The sequence below is a fragment of the Ramlibacter sp. genome (genome assembly GCA_019635435.1).
Lineage (GTDB): Bacteria > Pseudomonadota > Gammaproteobacteria > Burkholderiales > Burkholderiaceae_C > JAHBZM01.
Genome location: JAHBZM010000001.1, coordinates 4,168,824 through 4,185,864, shown reverse-complemented (window position 1 = coordinate 4,185,864; position 17,041 = coordinate 4,168,824). Strand labels below are relative to the sequence as shown.

Below are 17,041 nucleotides of genomic sequence, written 5' to 3'. Positions count from 1 at the left end.
GATGCGCCACTTCATCTTCAATGGCCAGCCCTCGCGCGTGGTGTTTGGTGCCGGGTCCATCCAGCACCTGGAGCGCGAGATCGATGCCCTGGGCGCGCGGCGCGCACTGGTGCTGTCCACGCCCGAGCAGTCGCACCAGGCCCAGGCCATCGCCGACCGCCTTGGCGCCCGCGCCGCCGGCATTTTTCCGCGCGCCGTGATGCATGTGCCCATCGAGACCGCGCGCGAGGCGCGTGAGGAAGCGCGGCGCCTGGGCGCCGACTGCGCCGTGGCCATTGGCGGCGGTTCCACCACGGGGCTGGGCAAGGCCATCGCGCTGGACTCGGGCCTGCCCATCCTGGCCATCCCCACCACCTATGCCGGCAGCGAAATGACGCCGATCTACGGCATCACCGAGGGCGGCCTCAAGAAGACCGGCAAGGACCCGCGCGTGCTGCCGCGCACCGTGATCTACGACCCCGAACTCACGCTCACCCTGCCCGTGGCCATGAGCGTGACCAGCGGCATGAATGCCATTGCCCATGCGGCCGAAGGCCTGTACGCGCGGGACAGCAACCCCATCATGGACCTGATGGCCGGGGAAGGCATTGCCGCGATCGCGCGGGCGCTGCCGGTGATCCGCCAGAACATGGGCGACGTGCAGGCCCGGGGCGATGCGCTCTATGGCGCCTGGCTGTGCGGCGCCGTGCTGGGCAATGTGGGCATGGCCCTGCACCACAAGCTGTGCCACACGCTGGGCGGCAGCTTCAACCTGCCGCATGCCGAGGTCCACACCGTGGTGCTGCCCCAGGCCATGGCCTTCAACGCCGCCGCCGCGCCGCAGGCCATGGCGCGCATCGCGCGTGCCTTGCAGGCCCCATCGGCCGCCGGCGGCCTGTTCGATCTGGCGCGCCACAATGGCGCGCCCGTGGCCCTGAAAGACATTGGCATGAAGGCGCAGGACCTTGACCGCGCGGCCGACATTGCCGTGAGCAACCCCTACTGGAACCCGCGGCCCATCGGCGCGGGCGAGCGCGCCGCCATCCGCGAGCTGCTGCAGCGCGCCTACGATGGCGTGCGACCTGAAGACATTTGAACCACCGGAGACCGACCATGACCCAAGCCTTCATCTGCGACGCGATTCGCACCCCCTTTGGCCGTTACGGCGGCGCGCTCAGCAGCGTGCGCACCGATGACCTGGGCGCCATCCCGATCCAGGCGCTGATGGCGCGCAACGCCGGGGTGGACTGGGAAGCCCTGAGCGACCTGATCTACGGCTGCGCCAACCAGGCCGGCGAAGACAACCGCAACGTGGGCCACATGGCCAGCCTGCTCGCGGGCTTGCCCACGGCCGTGCCGGGCGCCACCATCAACCGCCTGTGCGGCTCGGGGCTGGACGCCATCGGCACGGCCGCGCGAGCCATCAAGGCCGGGGAAGCCACGATGATGATCGCCGGTGGCGTGGAGAGCATGAGCCGCGCGCCCTTCGTGATGCCCAAGGCCGAGAGCGCCTTCAGCCGCGCCAACGCGGTGTACGACACCACCATTGGCTGGCGCTTCGTCAACAAGCTCATGAAGGCGCAGTACGGTGTTGACTCCATGCCCGAGACCGCCGAGAACGTGGCCACCGACTACAGGATCGAGCGCGAAGCGCAGGACCGCATGGCCCTGGCCAGCCAGCTCAAGGCCGTGGCCGCGCAGAAGGCCGGCTACCTGGACGCCGAGATCACGCCCGTGACCATCCCGCAGAAAAAGGGCGACGCCGTGGTGGTCAGCAAGGACGAGCACCCCCGCGAGACCAGCCTGGAGGCACTGGCCAGGCTCAAGGGCGTGGTCAAGCCCGACGGCACCGTGACGGCGGGCAATGCCAGCGGCGTCAATGACGGCGCCTGCGCGCTGCTGCTGGCCGACGAAGCCACGGCCGCCAGAAACGGCTTGACGCCACGCGCGCGCGTGGTGGGCATGGCCACCGCGGGCGTGGCGCCGCGCATCATGGGCATCGGCCCCGCGCCCGCCACGCAGAAGGTGCTGGCCCTGACCGGGCTCAAGCTCGAGCAGCTCGACGTGATCGAACTCAACGAGGCCTTTGCGGCCCAGGGCCTGGCGGTGCTGCGCACCCTGGGCCTGCAGGACGACGACCCGCGCGTCAACCGCTGGGGCGGCGCTATTGCGCTGGGCCACCCGCTGGGCGCCAGCGGCGCGCGGCTGGCCACCACCGCGGTCAGCCAGTTGCACCAGGGCGGCGGCCGCTATGCGCTGTGCACCATGTGCATTGGCGTGGGCCAGGGCATTGCGCTGATCCTCGAGCGGGTCTGAGCATTCGGATTGCTCTGCTTTTGATAGCGCACAGTGGCCGCCCCGCCTGGACTCCAGCCACTTTTCATTCATAAACAGGGCTTGACCCCATGAAAATCCACCTGATTGGCGCCGGCAAGATGGGCCTGCCCATGGCCACGCATTTCCTGAACGCCGGGCACAGCGTCAGCGTCAGTGACCCCAGCGCCGAGCGGCTGGTCCTGGCCCGGGCAGCGGGCCTGGGGGTGGCTGAGTTGCCCGCCGCGCTGGCGGGCGCCGAGGTGGTGTTCACCTCGCTGCCGCATGACGATGCGCTGCGGGCCGTGGGCGCGCAGGTGGCACGGCACGCGGCACCAGGCACCGTGCTGGTGGACACCAGCACGGTGTCGCAGGCCGCGTCCGCGGCCGTTGCCCAGGCCTGTGAGGTGGCCGGCGTGCGCTACCTGCGCACCACGGTGTCGGGCAACAACAAGATGGCCGAGGCCGCCCAGCTCACGGTCATGGCCTCGGGGCCGCGCAGCGTGTACGACGCCCTGCTGCCGCTGCTGCGCCTGCTCGGGCCGAACCAGTTCTGGCTGGGGGAGGGCGAGCAGGCCCGGCTGATGAAGCTGGTGGTCAACCTGCTGATCGCGCAGACCAGCGCCATGCTGGCCGAGGCGCTCACGCTGGGCCAGAAAGGCGGCCTGGCCTGGCGCGACATGTGGGACGTGCTGGGCGCCAGCGCCGTGGCCTCGCCCATCCTCAAGGCCAAGGCCGTGCAGCTCAAGGAGCGCGACTTTGGCGCCACCTTCACCGTGCCGCAGATGCTCAAGGATGTGGACCTGATCCTGGGCGAAGGCGCCCAGGCCCAGGTGCCGTTGCCGCAGGTGGCCCTGACGCGCCAGATGCTGCAGGCCGCGCAGGCCCAGGGCTTCAGCGACGAGGACTACGCCGCCATCATCAAGGTGGTGGAAGCCAGCGCGGCGCTGTAGCGCCGGGCCCTTGCTGCCCGCCGGGGCTCAGCGGCGCCCGGGCGGCCCCAGCACCAGGCGCAGGCGGGCCCGCCAGCCGCGGGTGTGCCACAGGTCGCGGCCCAGTTCCCACCAGCCATGCAGGCCGATGCGCAGCGGGTTGTGGCTGTGCAGCGGCTCGGTCAGGCCATAGCGGATGGCCACGTCGGCGCGCTCGGCCTGGAAGGTGCCGAACAGTCGGTCAAACACGATCAGCACCCCGCCGAAGTTGCGGTCCAGGTATTCGGGGTTGCTCGCGTGGTGCACCCGGTGGTGCGAGGGCGTGTTGAACACCCACTCGAGCGGGCCGAGCCTGGGGATCCAGGTGGCGTGCAGCCAGAACTGGTAGAGCAGGTTCAACGCCACAACGGCCAGCACCGCGCCGGGTGCAAAGCCCAGCCACACCAGTGGCGCAAAGAACACCGTCGTGCCCGTGAGTTTGCCGGTCCAGCCCAGGCGCAGGGCCGAGGCCAGCGTCAGCTCGTTGGGCGAGTGGTGCACGCAATGCGTGGCCCAGAACCAGCGCACGCGGTGCGCCGCCCGGTGGTACCCGTAATAGAAGAATTCCTGCCCGGCAAACAGCAGGGCAAAGGCCGCCAGCGAGTTCAGCGGGATGTGCGTCAGCGGGTGCGCGGCCGCCCAGGCGAGCGCGGGCGCGGCCAGCGTCAGGCCCAGCGCGTCCATGGCCCGCCGGCCCAGGGCGTCGCCCACCGAGGCGGCGTAGGCGCGCCAGTCATAGGGCTGGTGCCTGACCCAGGTCTGCACGCAGCCCTCCAGCGTGCTGGCCAGCAGCACACCGAGTGGCAGCGCCAGCAGCCAGGGCAGGGCCTGCGCCGGCACCTGATCGATCAGGTTCGGGCTCATGGGGGCCTCACGGCGATTCAGCCGCCGCTGCCGCACACCGGGCGCAGCTGCGCGGCATGGGCCTTCACGCAGTCGCGCAGGCCGGCCTGGCCCGCGCTGGCGCACAGCTGCCGGACCTGCTGGCTGCAGGCACTCAGCGTGCCCAGCTGCGCCTTGCAGGCGGGCTGCAGTTCGGCTTCATGCTGCTTGAGGCAGTCGGCCACGCCGCCGCCGCCGGGCTTGACCGAGGCGCAGAAGCTCTTGTGGTCGGCCCGGCAGGCACTGAACAAGGCGTTGCCCGTGCGGGCCTGCGCGGTATCCAGGCTGGCAAGGCTGGCGAGACCGGTCACCATCAGGGCTGCGAGGAGCCGTTGGAGGTTCTTCATGGCGAGGCTCCGGTTCAGGGTTGGCGGGTCACGCTGACCGAACCGCTTTGGCCGTTCGGGCCGGTTACCGTGGTCTGCGAACCGGTGTCGGTGCGCTCGGTGGTGCGGCTCAGCGTCTTGCCGTTCGGGCCGGTGCTGGTGGCCGTCGTGCCCGATGCCGAGCGGTCGACCAGGCGGCTGCTGGTCTTGCCGTTGGGGCCGGTGGTGCTGCTGCTCACGTCGCCCCGGAAGCGGTTCACGTCGCGGCTGGCCGTGCGGCCCTGGCCGCCCGTGACGTCGGTGTGGCGCGAGCGCGCCTGGGCTTCGCCGGTGGCCACCAGCAGGGCGCAGGCGCCGGCCAGGGCCAGCAGCGCGGCGCGCACGGGGTGCGAGGTGCGGGAAGGGTGGGCGTTGCGGGAAGGAGAAAGCTTCAGCATGGCGGTTTCCTTTCGTTGGGGTGACCTCCATTGAACGGCCGGTTGGCGCCGTGGCGCGCCACAGGGGGCGACGAATTGCGACAGTTTTGAAACACGGTCGTCACGCCCGGGTGCCCGCCCTAAACTCGGGCCCATGAGCAAACCGCTGGTCCTGATCGTGGACGATGACGCCGAGCTGAACGCCATGGTGGCCGAGCTGCTGCTGCGCGAAGGCTGGGCCGTGCACACCGTGCTCACGGCCGGCGACGGCGAGCGTGCCCTGGGCCAGTGGCAACCCGAGGCGGTGCTGCTGGACGTGATGCTGCCCGATGCCAACGGCTTTGATGTCTGCCGGCGCTGGCGCGCGCAGCACCCGGGGCTGGGCATCGTGATGCTCACCGCGCGCGGCGACCCCATGGACCGTGTGTTGGGCCTGGAGATTGGCGCCGACGACTACCTGGCCAAACCGTTCGAGCCGCGCGAGTTGGTGGCCCGGGTGCGGGCACTGCTGCGGCGCCAGGCGCCCGGGCGCGCCGACGCCGGCCAGCTGCGCTTTGGCGGCCTCACCATCAACCTGCTGCAGCGCGAGGTGCTGGCCGGTGCGCGGGCCGTGGCGTTGACCAGCGTGGAGTACAAGCTGCTCGTCACGCTGGCGCGCGCGCCCGGCACCGCGCTGTCGCGCGCGCAACTGAGCGAGGCGGTGCAGGCCGGCGGCTACAGGCCGCTGGACCGAACGGTGGACGTGCAGGTGGCGCGCCTGCGCCGCAAGCTGGCCGAAGCCGCGCCCGGCGTCGAGTGGATCGACACCGTGCGCGGCGAAGGCTATGTGTTCGTGCCGCGCAGCCACTGAGGGGCTTGCAGCCCTGATGCACATGCCGCCCCCAAGCCCGCGCCGCTTTGACAGCCTGTTCGCGCGGCTGCTGCTGAGCCAACTGGCGCTGGTGCTCACGCTCGGGCTGGTGTTTGGCGGCCTGTTTTATGTGGAGCGCAATACCTCGGTGGCCGTGCTCTATGCCGACCTGTGGGGCCCCGAGCTGGCCAGCGCCGCCGGCCTGCGCGCGGGCGCGCCGGCCGCGGCGCCGCTGCGCATCCTGCAGCGCGACAGCGCGCCCGAGGGCACCTACCGGCCCTCGCGCTATGCGCCGCGTTTTGTGGCGTTGCGCCACGCGCTCGCGGCGCAGGGCGTGGAGGTGGACGAGGTTCGCCTGAGCCTGCGCACGGCCGAGCCCATGGTCTGGCTGCAGGTGCGGCGGGCCGGGCAGCCAGCGCTGTGGCTGGGCGTGGCAGGGCAGCTGCTGGTGCCCGAGTGGCCGCGCCGCACCTTGCTGGCCATGGCGTTGCTGACCGCCGTGCTGGTGCTGGCCAGCTGGGCGCTGGCGCGCTGGCTCACGCGGCCGCTGGAGCAGTTGCGCCTGCGCATCCAGAACCAGCAACCCGGCGAGGCCGGCCTGCCCGCCCTGGCCACGGGCCCGGCTGCGGGCTCCCCCGAGATCGCCGCCATCCACACGGCCTATTCGGATCTGCTGGCACGCCTGGCCCAGCACGAGCGTGAGCGCGCCGTGCTGCTGGCCGGTGTCTCGCACGATTTGCGCAGCCCGCTGGGGCGCATCCGCATGGCGGCCGAACTGCTGCCTGATGCCGAGGGCACGCGCACCCAGCAGGAGGCCATCGTGCGCAACGTGGGCGTGGCCGACCGGCTGATCGAAAGCTTTCTGGACTATGTGCGCTCGGGCACCCTGGCGCTGGACGCCACGGTGGACCTCGCGGCCGTGGCCCGCGCCGCCGCAGCGCGGCTTGAGCCGCCGGCCGGCGCGCTGCGGGTCGAGCTGCCCGCGAGCCTGCCCTGGCCGCAGGCCAACGAGCTGCTGGTGGACCGGCTCATCACCAACCTGCTGGACAACGCCTTCAAGCATGGCTGCGCGCCCGTGGTGCTGCGCGTGGCCGCCACCGCGCAGGGCGCCTGCATGGAGGTCCAGGACGCCGGGCCGGGCCTGCCGCCCGGCAGCGCGGCGCAGATGCAGGAGGCCTTCACGCGCGGCAGCGGCAGCCGCGGCATTCCGGGCACCGGGCTGGGCCTGGCCATCGTGCGGCAGATTGCCGCGCGGCTGGGCGGCGAGGTGACCATGGCCTCAGCGCCGGGCCGGCACCTGGTGCGGGTGCTGCTGCAGCGGCGACCGGGCCCTTGACCCAGCCCCGCCACCGGCTGGCGCAATAACGTTCAAGACGGCGGCCCGGCCCGCAGGCCACACTGGGCGCTGTCCAACCCCTGCGCCACGCGCCACCTGCCCATGCACTTCAGCCATGCCCCCGAGATCTGGAACCACCATGGCGCGCTCGTGCCCGGCGTGCTGGCGGTTGCGGGCCTGCATGCCCATGCCAACGTGGCCGAAGCGGTGGCGCTGTTTCACGCCACGGCCGCGCAGCGGCTGGCGGCGGGCACCGAAAGCGAGTGGCTCGAAATCCAGGCCTGGCGCCGCGCGTATTCGCGCATGGGCTTCAAGCCCACGCAGTACCGCTGCGCCTCGGAGTCCTTGCTGCGGCGCTTGCGGCTCGATGGCAGCCTGCCGCGAATTCACCCGTTGATTGACCTGTGCAATGCCGCTTCGGTGGCCTTTGCCATACCCGTGGCGGTGTTTGACCTGGACCGCATCACCGGCGACCTGCAGGTCATCCGCGCGCGCGGCACGGAGAGTTACCAGACCTTCTCGGGCGACACCGAACAGCCCGAACCCGGCGAGGTCATTTTTGCCGACGCGGGTGGCCGGGCCCATGCCCGGCGCTGGGTGAACCGCCAAAGTGGGGCATCGGCCGTGCGCGCGGACACGCGCCGCGCATTGATCGTGGCCGAGGCCATGCATGCGCAGGCGCCAGAGCATGTGCCCCAGCTGGTAGCGGCGCTCGCGCAGGCCTTGCGGGCGGCCTGGGGCACGGCTGCGCAAACCGCGGTGCTCAGCGCGGCCGCGCCCCGTTTCGAGGTGAACCTGCCAGGCTGAACCCGCGGCTTCAGCCCCGCGCGGGAATGGCCAGGCCCCGCGCCACGGCGGGCCGCGCCGCAAAGGCCTCGACCACGCGCGCCAGCTCGGGGAAGTCGCCATACCCCACGATCTCGCCCGCGCCGTAAAAGCCCACGAGGTTGCGCACCCAGGGCCAGGTGGCCATGTCGGCAATGGTGTAGCCCTCGCCCATGAGCCAGTCGCGCCCGGCCATGCGCTGGTTGAGCACGCCCAGCAGGCGTTTTGTTTCGGCCACGTAGCGGTCACGCGGCCGCTTGTCTTCGTAGTCCTTGCCGGCAAACTTGTGGAAGAAGCCAAGCTGGCCGAACATCGGCCCCACGCCGCCCATCTGGAACATCAGCCACTGGATGGTTTCGTAGCGCGCGGCCGGGTCCTGCGGCAGAAACTGCCCGGTCTTCTCGGCCAGGTAGAGCAGGATGGCGCCCGACTCGAACAGCGCCAGTGGCTGGCCACCCGGCCCGTTCGGGTCGAGGATGGCGGGGATCTTGTTGTTGGGGTTGAGCGAGAGAAAGGCCGGTGACATCTGGTCATTGGTCTCAAAGCTCACCAGGTGCGGCTCGTAGGGCAGGCCAGTTTCCTCCAGCATGATCGACACCTTCACGCCATTGGGCGTGGGCAGCGAATACAGCTGCAGCCGGTCAGGGTGGCGGGCAGGCCATTTTTGCGTGATGCTGAAGGCAGACAGATCGGTCACGGGGGCTCCTCTTTTTCCGGGGTTGCCAACAAGGCGTTGGGTGAAAGGGGCTCATTTGACACCGCCACGCAATGCCCCTGCCGCCCTTGCGCCCATGCGGTTTGCGGCAGCGTTCTTGCCGCTGGGGCGGGGCTGGGCTACCCTGCGTGTTCTGGCCCCCCAAACCCAAGGAGACACATGACCCCCGGCACCCTTCATTTTGACGGCAAGGACTACCTCGACGGCGTGGCCTCGACCCCGCAGCAGCAGGGCTGGATGCAGGGCAGCCCGCCGCCGGCCGACAAGCGCATCCGCTTTGAGGACGACCGCTTTCTGGACTTTCCGCAAATCCGCTGGTCGCTCTCGCACATGCGCGAACTCGCGCCCACGGTCAACGTCTGGCGCGGCGAAGCGCCGCCCAGCGCGCTGGGGCATGCGCACGCGGCGGATGAGTCGGCCATTGATGCGCTGACCTTCACCGACATGGACGGGCGCGAGCGCACCTGGGCCCAGTCGCTGCACGACACCTACACCGACGGCATGCTGGTGCTGCACAAGGGCCGGCGCATCTACGAGCGCTACCTGGGCGCGCTGCGGCCCGAGCTGCCCCACGCCTGTTTCTCCATCACCAAGTCGTATGTGGCCACGCTGGCCGCCACGCTGGTGCACGAGGGCGTGCTGGACGCGCAGCAACGCGTGCCCCATTACCTGCCCGACATGCGGGGCACGGCCTATGAAGATGCCACGCTGCGCGACGTGCTGGACATGCAGATTGGCGTGGACTACTCCGAGCTGTACTCCGACCCCGCCGCGCAGATCTGGGACTACGCCCGCGCCGGCGGCCTGCGCCCGCGCCCGGCGGGCTACAGCGGCGCCGGCAACTTCTATGAGTTTTTGCAGACCCTGCGCAAGCAGGGCGAACACGGCCAGGCCTTTGCCTACAAGACCATCAACACCGAGCTGCTGAGCTGGGTGATGAAGCGCGTGACCGGCGTGGCGCTGGCCGACATGCTCAGCCAGCGCCTGTGGCGGCACCTGGGCTGCGAGCAGGATGCCTACCTCACCGTGGACCCGATTGGCGTGCCCATGGGCGGCGGCGGCATGAGCGCCACGCTGCGTGACATGGCGCGCTTTGGCGAACTGATGCGCTGCGAGGGCGCGGCCCCCAGCGGCGTGCAGGCCGTGCCCGCGGCCGTGGTGGCGCAGATTGCCGCGGGCAGCAGCAATGCCAAGTTCGTCAAGGCCGGCTACACGCTGCTGCCCCACTACTCCTACCGCGACATGTGGTGGGTCACGCACAACGAACATGGCGCCTACGAGGCCCGCGGCATCCATGGCCAGCGCCTGTACGTGGCCCCCGGCGCCGAGCTGGTGGTCGCGCGCTTTGGCTCGCACCCGATCGCGGCCAGTTCGGCGCACGACCCGATCACCATGCCCGCGTTGCTGGCGCTGGGGCGCCTGCTGAAGCAGGCGTCTGCCTGAGTTTTGAGCCAAAAGTGCCTGGAGTCCACGGCTGGCGGCCACTGCGTGCTACATAAACAATAGCAAACGGGCTGACGCTAGTGCGCGGGGCGGGCCCGCCGCGTGAGCAGCGCCAGCGCCACGGTGGCGCACAGCGCAAAGCCGATCATCAGCCAGCCCAGGTTGACCGCGCCGTGGTGCGGCACCAGGCCCACGGTGTAGCCGCCGGCCGCGCCCATGAGCTGCTGCATCAGCCCGGCCACGGCGGCGGCCGAGCCCGCCAGCGCCGGCACCAGGCTCACCGTACCCGTCAGCGTGGGCGGCACCAGCAGGCCATGGCCGATGCCCAGCAGGATCAGCGGCAGCGAGAACGCCAGCGGCGTGTTCACGCCCGCCAGGCCCAGCCCCAGCATCAGCGCGATGCCGAGGAGCGTGCAGGCCTGGCCCATGAACATCATGGCGTGGTCGCCGGTGCGGTGGGCCAGGCGGCTGGTGATCCAGTTGCCCATGATGTAGGCCAGCGGAATGCACATGATGTAGTAGCCAATGCGGTCCGGCCCCACGCCGTAGCTGCCCAGCACGATGGGCGCGCCGGCCAGGAACACATAGAACGTGCCCGTGGTCATGGCCAGGATCAGCACATACAGGATGAAGGCCGGCTCGCGCCCGAGCCGGGCATACGAGGCCCCCATCGCGGCCAGCCAGTGCGGCTGCGCGCCGGCGGGCTTCTGGTGGTCGGGCAGGCCGCGCCAGGCCGCCACCCACAGCACCACGGCAAGCAGCGCAATCACCCAGAAATTGGCCTGCCAGCCCAGGCGCACATGCAGCTGCCCGCCCAGGATGGTGGCGGCCGGCGGGCACAGGCCCATGGCCATGCCCACAAAGGCCATCACGCGGGTGCGCTGCGGGCCCTGGTACAGGTCCTGCACCATGGCGCGTCCCACCACCATGCCGGCGGCGCTGCCGGCGCCCTGCAGCACGCGCGCCGCCGTGAGGGTGGCGATGCCGGGCGCCAGCGCCGCCAGCACCGAGCCCAGCCCGGCCAGCGAGAGCCCGGCCAGCAGGATCTTCTTGCGCCCCAGCCGGTCCGACAGCGGGCCGTACAGCAGTTGCAGAAAACCATAGGCCATCACGTAGCCGCTGAAGGTCAGCTGCACCGCGGCCTGGTCGGCGCCGAAAATGGCGCCCCACTCCTGCATGGACGGCAGGCAGATGGTCATGGCCAGCAGGCCGAAAGCCAGCTGGCCGATGAGGTTGAGGGTCAGCAGGCCGTGGTTCAGGGGGCGCCCTCTTTTTGCGCCAGTTGCGCGCGCAGCCGCTCTTCCTGCTCGCGCAGCTCGGGCGTGAAGGCCTCGCCAAAGTCATCGGCCTCGAACACCTGGCGGATTTCAATCTCCGACTCGCCCAGCATCGGGTTGGGGCAGCGCTTGACCCAGTCAATCGCCTCCTGCAACGAGGCGCATTCCCACATCCAGAAGCCGGCCACCAGCTCCTTGGTCTCGGCAAACGGGCCGTCGATCACGTGGCGTTCCTTGCCCGAGAAGCGCACGCGCGCGCCCCTGGCGCTGGGGTGCAGGCCCTCGCCGGCCTTCATCACGCCGGCCTTGACCAGCTCCTCGTTGTAGCGGCCCATGTCGGCCAGCAGTTGCTCACTGGGCATGACGCCCGCTTCGCTGTTGGCATCCGCCTTGACCAGCACCATGAATTTCATTGCGATCTCCTTTGCGTTGGGTTGCAGAACCTGTGTGTTCTGCCCTCACGACGAACGGCGTGCCGCGGTTTCGACATCAGGCTTCGACATCAGCGCAGGCCTTCCCACCAGTGGCGGTTCTCGCGTGGCTGGCCCAGCGTCAGCACCTCGCCGATTTCCGGAGTGGCCAGCGCAATCCCGCGCTGCTTGGCCAGGGCGGCCACCCGCTCCAGCGGTTCGCGCCAGCCGTGAAAGGCCAGGTCAAAGGTACTGTTGTGCACCAGGTAGAGGGTGCGCGCGCCCAGGTCCTGGAAGGCCTGCACGGTTTCCTCGGGGCTCATGTGCACACCGGGCCAGAAATCGTCGTAGGCGCCATTTTCCATCAGCGCGACATCGATCGCGCCGAGGCGCGTGCCGATGTCCTTGAAGCCTGCGAAGTAGCCGGAGTCGCCGCTGTAGAAAATCTGCTCGCCGCCGCTTTTGAGTGACCACGAGGCCCACAGCGTCTTGTTGCGGTCCCACAGCGTGCGGCCCGAGAAATGCTGCGCTGGCGAGGCCGTGACCGTCACCTCGCCCCATTTCCTTTCCTGCCACCAGTCGAACTCTTCAATGCGGTCGGCGGGCACGCCCCAGTCGCGCAGGTGCTGGCCCACGCCCAAGGGCACAAAGTAGCGCTGCACCCGGTCTTTCAGCGCCTCGATGGTGGGCACGTCCAGGTGGTCGTAGTGGTCGTGCGACAGCACCAGGCCTTCGATAGCGGGCACGTCGTCCAGAGCCACGGGCGGCGCATGAAATCGTTTCGGTCCGGCCCAGCTCACGGGCGAGGCGCGGGGCCCGAACACCGGGTCGATCAGCCACCACTTGCCGCGCAGCTTGAGCAGGTGCGAGGAGTGGCCCAGGCGGATGATGTGGTTGGCCCGGGTGTCCAGCGCCGCCAGCGCGGCGCGGTCCAGCCGGCGCACGGGGATGGCGTCCACCGGCACCGTGCCCACCTTCTTTTCAAGCAGCACGCGCGACCAGATGTCCCAGCTGGAGCGGTTGGGCTTGAGGTCGGGGTTGGGCGGGTTCTGGAAGCGGCAGTCCTGCGCCGCGAACTGCGGCGACCTGGCAAAGCGCGGGTCGCAGTCACCGGCCCGTGCATCGGCGGGCAGCAGCGCGCTGAACAGGGGCAGCAGGCAGCCGCAGGTGAAACGTTTCATGGGGGCCTCTCGCGGTCAGGGGGTTGAGCATAGCGGCACGGCGCCCAGGCCGCTGGGCGCCCCCACGGGAATGCCCTCTGTTCAACGCGGGCACCCTTGGGCCCAATGCCTGCAGTTGTCACTCGCGTTGAGGAGCCCGCGTTGAAAGTCAGGAAGATCGCCCTCGGGCTGCTGGCCGCCCTGGCCCTGGCCGGCACGGCCGGCTGGTTCAGCCTGGACAAGGAGACCCGCGGCCTGCTGACCACGCTGCCCACCAACCGCGACCTGCTGTTCTGGAGCCAGGCGCAACGCGACGCCGCGTTCCGGGCGCTGGACCGCCTTCCCGTGCTGGCCAGGGCGCGGCCCATTCCCGCTGGCGGCCCGCCCATGCCGCTGCCCTCCGGGCCCGCGTTGAAGTTGCCGCTGGAGGTGGACGCCTACATGGCAGGCCAGCGCAGCGCGGCCTTGCTGATCGTGCAGGACGGCCGGCTGCGGCTGGAGCGCTATGGCCTGGGCTTTGACGGTGACGGGCGCTGGACCAGTTTTTCGGTGGCCAAGTCATTCACGTCCACCCTGCTGGGCGCCGCGCTGCGCGATGGCCACATCAAGAGCATGGACGACAAGGTGAGCGACTACATCCCGCAGATGAAGGGCTCGGCCTACGACGCGGTGAGCATCCGCCAGCTCATGACCATGACCTCGGGTGTGAAGTGGAACGAAGACTACGCCGACCCCAACTCCGACGTCGCCAGATTCAACAACCACAAGCCCGAGGAAGGCGTGGGCGCGCTGGTGAGCTACATGCGCAAGTTGCCGCGCGCCGTGCCCGCGGGCACGCGCTGGAACTACAGCACCGGCGAGACCAACCTGGTTGGCATCCTCATCAGCCAGGCCACGGGCAAGCCGCTGGCGCAGTACCTGTCTGAAAAGATCTGGGCGCCCGCGGGCATGGAGCAGCGGGCCACCTGGATTCTGAGCAAGACCGGGCAGGAGATCAGCGGCTGCTGCATCCAGGCCGCGGCGCGCGACTATGCGCGCTTTGGCCAGTTCATCCTCAATGGCGCGGCCGTCAACGGCCACAGCATCGTGCCCGAAGGCTGGCTCCACGAGGCCACCACCACGCAGGCCGATATCGGGCAGCCCGGCCGCGGCTATGGCTACCAGTGGTGGACCTATGCCGACGGCAGCTTTGCCGCGCGCGGCATCTTCGGCCAGGGCATCTTCATCGACCCCAAGCGCAAGCTCGTGATCGCGTCCAGCGCCAACTGGGCCGGCGGCGCGAGGGACCCCGTGGCCAGCCAGGCGCGCGAGGCGTTTTACCGCGTGGTGCAAAAGGCGGTGGATGCGGAGGGGACGGTTGGCACGGTGCGTTGACAAGCTTGGGTCATGAATTCATGGTACGCTTTAACGTACGCATTTACTCACCGGGCACAACATGACAATCCCCATCACGGCCAGTGAGGCCCGCGCCAGCCTTTACCGGCTCATCGATGAGGCCAGCGAGTCACATCAACCGATTTTGATCGCCGGCAAGCGCAGCAGCGCAGTGCTGGTCGCGGCCGAAGACTGGCAGGCCATCCAGGAAACGCTGTACCTTCTGTCCATCCTTGGCATGGGTGAGTCCATCCGCAAGGGCATGGCGGAGCCGCTGGCCAAAAGTGCCCGGAAGCTCAACTGGTGAAATGGGAACTTGCCTTTGCCAGGCACGCCGTCAAGGATGCAAAGAAGCTGGCCGCTGCGGGCCTGAAAGGCAACGCCCAGGAACTGCTGGACGTGCTGGCCAATGACCCGTTCCAGAACCCGCCGCCGTATGAAAAGCTGGTGGGCGACCTGGACGGCGCCTATTCACGGCGAATCAACATCCAGCACCGGCTGGTGTATGAAGTGTTTAAAAAGGAGCGCGTCGTGCGGGTGCTTCGGATGTGGTCGCATTACGAGTGAGTGGTGCGCAAAGGAGTGGGCCTGTACTTTCGAGCTTCTTGAGGGCCTACCTGCGAGGCATGCCCGGCATGAAATAGTGCAATGGGGCTCGAATGGGACTGTATGGATTTGCCTCGCCTTCCAACAAATCGATCCAACTCTCCGCGCGACGAGCCATCGCCCACGCCGTCACTGCTGCTAGTAGCGCATCTCGCTGGTCTTCGGATGCGCCGTTGACCTCTTTCGCTTCGGGAAGCAACCAGCGCAACGCCTTCGGATGAGCCTCCGTAATGGGCATTGTTGGATACTTTTCACGTAAGGCGAGAGCTGCAAGCATGCCTTGGACCAGACACGCACCTCGCAGCGAATTTACGTCTTGCACGGTGCCACTCGCATATGGCGCCCCCGCTGTCTTTATGGCCTCTCGCACCGAAGTGTCTGAATGTCGTGGTCCGGAGCGCGACCAGAACAATGGCGCATCAATTCCTGCACCGGAAATTTTTGCTCCAACTGGAAGCGCGGCCAGCGCATCCGAGACGGCGCTTGACGCATCATCCGCCAGCCCGGTACCCATAACCTTGAGAGGAAGGTGTTCGCTGTTCACGGCGACGCACCAGCCAAACTTATTCACTCCGCCAGGATCGAGACCAATGAGGAAAGTCACTTTGTATATCCCGAGCCCAAGGCGCTACAGCTTCATCGAGTCCCGCTCCCCCATGGCCGCCCGCCACCGCATCAGATGGGGATGCTGCTCACCCGGCTTGACCTTGACCACGCGGGCAAAGTCCACGGCGACCACCGCCGTGATGTCGGCGATGCTGAACTGGTCGGCGGCAATGAAGTCGCGGCCTTCCAGCCGCTCATTGAGCGTGGCAAAGAACTGCTGGACGCGGGCCTGGCCGCGCTGGGCCAGCTCGGGGATTTGCGCATAGTCCACCGGGCCGGGCAGGGCACGGTTGGCCATGGCGGGGGAGCTGTTGCGCAGGCCTTCGGCGATGGCGGCCAGGCCTTCAAACTCCACGCGCCATTGCCAGCTGGCGATCTCGGCCTTGTCTTCAGGCGTGGTGCCCATCAGCGGCGGCTGTGGAAACCGCGCCTCCACATAGGCCGCGATGGCGGCGTTGTCGGTCAGCACCAGACCCTCTTCGGTGCGCAGCGCGGGCACGGTGCATTGCGGGTTGATGGCGCGGTAGGCCTCGCTCATCTGCTCGTTGCTGCGCAGGTCGACCTGGATGCTGTGGTGGGTGATGCCTTTCTCGGCCAGCAGGATGCGCGCGCGCCGCGGGCTGGGCGCGGTGGCGCAGTCGTACAGCGTGAGCATGGCAGCGGTGGTGACGGGTGGCGCGCTCATGGCGCCACCTTGTCTTGGGTCTTGGTGTCGAAGTCGCCCGCGTCATGCCGCTCCAGCAACTGGCTCGACGGCTCGCCCCAGGCGCGGTTGACCATGCGGCCACGCTTGACGGCGGGGCGCTGGGCGATCTCGTTGGTCCAGCGCAGCACGTTGGTGTAGCCCTGCACCTGCAGGAATTCGCCCGCCTCGTACAACTGGCCCTTGGCCATGGTGCCGTACCAGGGCCACACGGCCATGTCGGCAATCGTGTACTCGCTGCCGGCCAGGTAGGGCACCTCGGCCAGGCGGCGGTCGAGCACGTCCATCTGGCGCTTCACCTCCATGGCGTAGCGGTCGATGGCGTACTCGATCTTGAGGGGCGCGTAGGCATAGAAGTGGCCAAAGCCGCCGCCCAGAAAGGGGGCGCTGCCCATGAGCCAGTTGAGCCAGGCCAGGCATTCGGCGCGCGCGGCGCGTTGGGTGGGCAGGAAGGCGCCAAACTTTTCAGCCAGGTATTGCAGGATGGCGCCCGACTCGAACACGCGCAGCGGCGTGGGCTCGCTGTGGTCCACCAGCACGGGGATTTTCGAGTTGGGGTTGGCCGCGACAAAGCCGCTGCCAAACTGCTCGCCCTCGTTGATGCGGATCAGCCAGGCGTCGTATTCCGCGCCGCGGTGGCCCAGGGCCAGCAGCTCCTCGAGCATCACGGTCACCTTCACGCCATTGGGCGTGCCCAGCGAATACAGCTGCAACGGGTGTTTGCCCACGGGCAGCGGCTTGTCATGCGTGGGGCCGGCCACGGGGCGGTTGATGTTGGCAAAGCGGCCGCCGCTGTTTTGCGGGGGCGACCAGATCTTGGCGGGGGTGTAGGAGGTGGGTTCGGTCATG

At 69.0% G+C, this 17,041-nt stretch carries 20 protein-coding genes; 10 read left to right on the top strand and 10 right to left on the bottom strand.

The features are described from left to right. Position 1: 1 nt before the first annotated feature. The 3 genes from KF796_20470 to KF796_20460 all read left to right on the top strand — a co-directional run bounded on the left by KF796_20470 (position 2) and on the right by KF796_20460 (position 3,245). On the top strand, positions 2-1,075 hold the full coding sequence (locus KF796_20470; GenBank protein MBX3589012.1) for a maleylacetate reductase: 1,074 nt from the start codon (positions 2-4) through the stop codon (positions 1,073-1,075). Between the two features lie 17 nt (positions 1,076-1,092). After that, entirely contained in the window at positions 1,093-2,295 is a 1,203-nt protein-coding gene (gene pcaF, locus KF796_20465; protein ID MBX3589011.1) for a 3-oxoadipyl-CoA thiolase, read from the top strand. Between the two features lie 89 nt (positions 2,296-2,384). After that, a complete protein-coding gene (locus tag KF796_20460) occupies positions 2,385-3,245 on the top strand; it encodes an NAD(P)-dependent oxidoreductase (protein ID MBX3589010.1) in 861 nt (286 codons plus the stop codon). Positions 3,246-3,272: 27 nt separating this feature from the next. Here KF796_20460 and KF796_20455 read toward each other — a convergent pair whose 3' ends face one another. The 3 genes from KF796_20455 to KF796_20445 are packed head-to-tail and all read right to left on the bottom strand — an operon-like array spanning position 3,273 to position 4,908. Then, entirely contained in the window at positions 3,273-4,127 is an 855-nt protein-coding gene (locus KF796_20455; GenBank protein MBX3589009.1) for a sterol desaturase family protein, read from the bottom strand. Positions 4,128-4,144: 17 nt separating this feature from the next. Beyond that, positions 4,145-4,492: a hypothetical protein gene (locus KF796_20450; protein ID MBX3589008.1), complete on the bottom strand. Its 348-nt coding sequence runs from the start codon at positions 4,490-4,492 to the stop codon at positions 4,145-4,147. A gap of 14 nt (positions 4,493-4,506) precedes the next feature. Further along, positions 4,507-4,908 carry a hypothetical protein gene (locus tag KF796_20445; GenBank protein ID MBX3589007.1) on the bottom strand — a complete coding sequence of 134 codons (402 nt, stop codon included), beginning with the start codon at positions 4,906-4,908 and terminating at the stop codon, positions 4,507-4,509. Between the two features lie 133 nt (positions 4,909-5,041). On the opposite strand from KF796_20445, the gene KF796_20440 reads away from it, so the two are divergent. From KF796_20440 to KF796_20430, 3 genes are all read left to right on the top strand, one after another. Beyond that, positions 5,042-5,737 carry a response regulator transcription factor gene (locus KF796_20440; GenBank protein ID MBX3589006.1) on the top strand — a complete coding sequence of 232 codons (696 nt, stop codon included), beginning with the start codon at positions 5,042-5,044 and terminating at the stop codon, positions 5,735-5,737. Between the two features lie 22 nt (positions 5,738-5,759). Next, on the top strand, positions 5,760-7,073 hold the full coding sequence (locus tag KF796_20435; GenBank protein ID MBX3589005.1) for a hypothetical protein: 1,314 nt from the start codon (positions 5,760-5,762) through the stop codon (positions 7,071-7,073). A 102-nt stretch (positions 7,074-7,175) separates the two neighbouring features. Continuing rightward, entirely contained in the window at positions 7,176-7,880 is a 705-nt protein-coding gene (locus KF796_20430; GenBank protein MBX3589004.1) for a hypothetical protein, read from the top strand. Positions 7,881-7,890: 10 nt separating this feature from the next. On the opposite strand, the gene KF796_20425 is transcribed toward KF796_20430, so the two are convergent. Beyond that, on the bottom strand, positions 7,891-8,595 hold the full coding sequence (locus KF796_20425; GenBank protein MBX3589003.1) for a glutathione S-transferase N-terminal domain-containing protein: 705 nt from the start codon (positions 8,593-8,595) through the stop codon (positions 7,891-7,893). Positions 8,596-8,772: 177 nt separating this feature from the next. Between KF796_20425 and KF796_20420 the strand changes: the two genes are divergently transcribed. Beyond that, positions 8,773-10,056, top strand: a complete 1,284-nt coding sequence (locus tag KF796_20420) for a serine hydrolase (GenBank protein ID MBX3589002.1) — start codon at positions 8,773-8,775, stop codon at positions 10,054-10,056. Between the two features lie 77 nt (positions 10,057-10,133). On the opposite strand, the gene KF796_20415 is transcribed toward KF796_20420, so the two are convergent. From KF796_20415 to KF796_20405, 3 genes are all read right to left on the bottom strand, one after another. After that, positions 10,134-11,255, bottom strand: a complete 1,122-nt coding sequence (locus KF796_20415) for a multidrug effflux MFS transporter (GenBank protein ID MBX3589001.1) — start codon at positions 11,253-11,255, stop codon at positions 10,134-10,136. Positions 11,256-11,311: 56 nt separating this feature from the next. Continuing rightward, entirely contained in the window at positions 11,312-11,746 is a 435-nt protein-coding gene (locus KF796_20410) for a YciI family protein (protein ID MBX3589000.1), read from the bottom strand. Positions 11,747-11,835: 89 nt separating this feature from the next. Next, a complete protein-coding gene (locus tag KF796_20405; protein MBX3588999.1) occupies positions 11,836-12,924 on the bottom strand; it encodes an MBL fold metallo-hydrolase in 1,089 nt (362 codons plus the stop codon). Positions 12,925-13,029: 105 nt separating this feature from the next. On the opposite strand from KF796_20405, the gene KF796_20400 reads away from it, so the two are divergent. The 3 genes from KF796_20400 to KF796_20390 all read left to right on the top strand — a co-directional run bounded on the left by KF796_20400 (position 13,030) and on the right by KF796_20390 (position 14,844). Next, a complete protein-coding gene (locus KF796_20400) occupies positions 13,030-14,277 on the top strand; it encodes a serine hydrolase (GenBank protein ID MBX3588998.1) in 1,248 nt (415 codons plus the stop codon). A 61-nt stretch (positions 14,278-14,338) separates the two neighbouring features. Next, positions 14,339-14,584 (top strand): type II toxin-antitoxin system Phd/YefM family antitoxin, encoded by a 246-nt coding sequence (locus tag KF796_20395; GenBank protein ID MBX3588997.1) that lies wholly within the window; start codon positions 14,339-14,341, stop codon positions 14,582-14,584. Next, a complete protein-coding gene (locus KF796_20390) occupies positions 14,581-14,844 on the top strand; it encodes a Txe/YoeB family addiction module toxin (GenBank protein ID MBX3588996.1) in 264 nt (87 codons plus the stop codon). Before KF796_20395 ends, KF796_20390 begins: the two co-directional genes overlap by 4 nt. A gap of 46 nt (positions 14,845-14,890) precedes the next feature. Here KF796_20390 and KF796_20385 read toward each other — a convergent pair whose 3' ends face one another. The 3 genes from KF796_20385 to yghU are packed head-to-tail and all read right to left on the bottom strand — an operon-like array spanning position 14,891 to position 17,040. Further along, positions 14,891-15,487, bottom strand: coding sequence for a DUF429 domain-containing protein (locus tag KF796_20385; GenBank protein ID MBX3588995.1), 597 nt, complete (start codon positions 15,485-15,487; stop codon positions 14,891-14,893). A 24-nt stretch (positions 15,488-15,511) separates the two neighbouring features. Continuing rightward, complete coding sequence (locus KF796_20380) at positions 15,512-16,144, bottom strand: glutathione S-transferase (GenBank protein ID MBX3588994.1); 633 nt, start codon at positions 16,142-16,144, stop codon at positions 15,512-15,514. A 26-nt stretch (positions 16,145-16,170) separates the two neighbouring features. Further along, positions 16,171-17,040: a glutathione-dependent disulfide-bond oxidoreductase gene (gene yghU / locus KF796_20375; GenBank protein ID MBX3588993.1), complete on the bottom strand. Its 870-nt coding sequence runs from the start codon at positions 17,038-17,040 to the stop codon at positions 16,171-16,173. Between the last annotated feature and the right edge of the window lies 1 nt (position 17,041).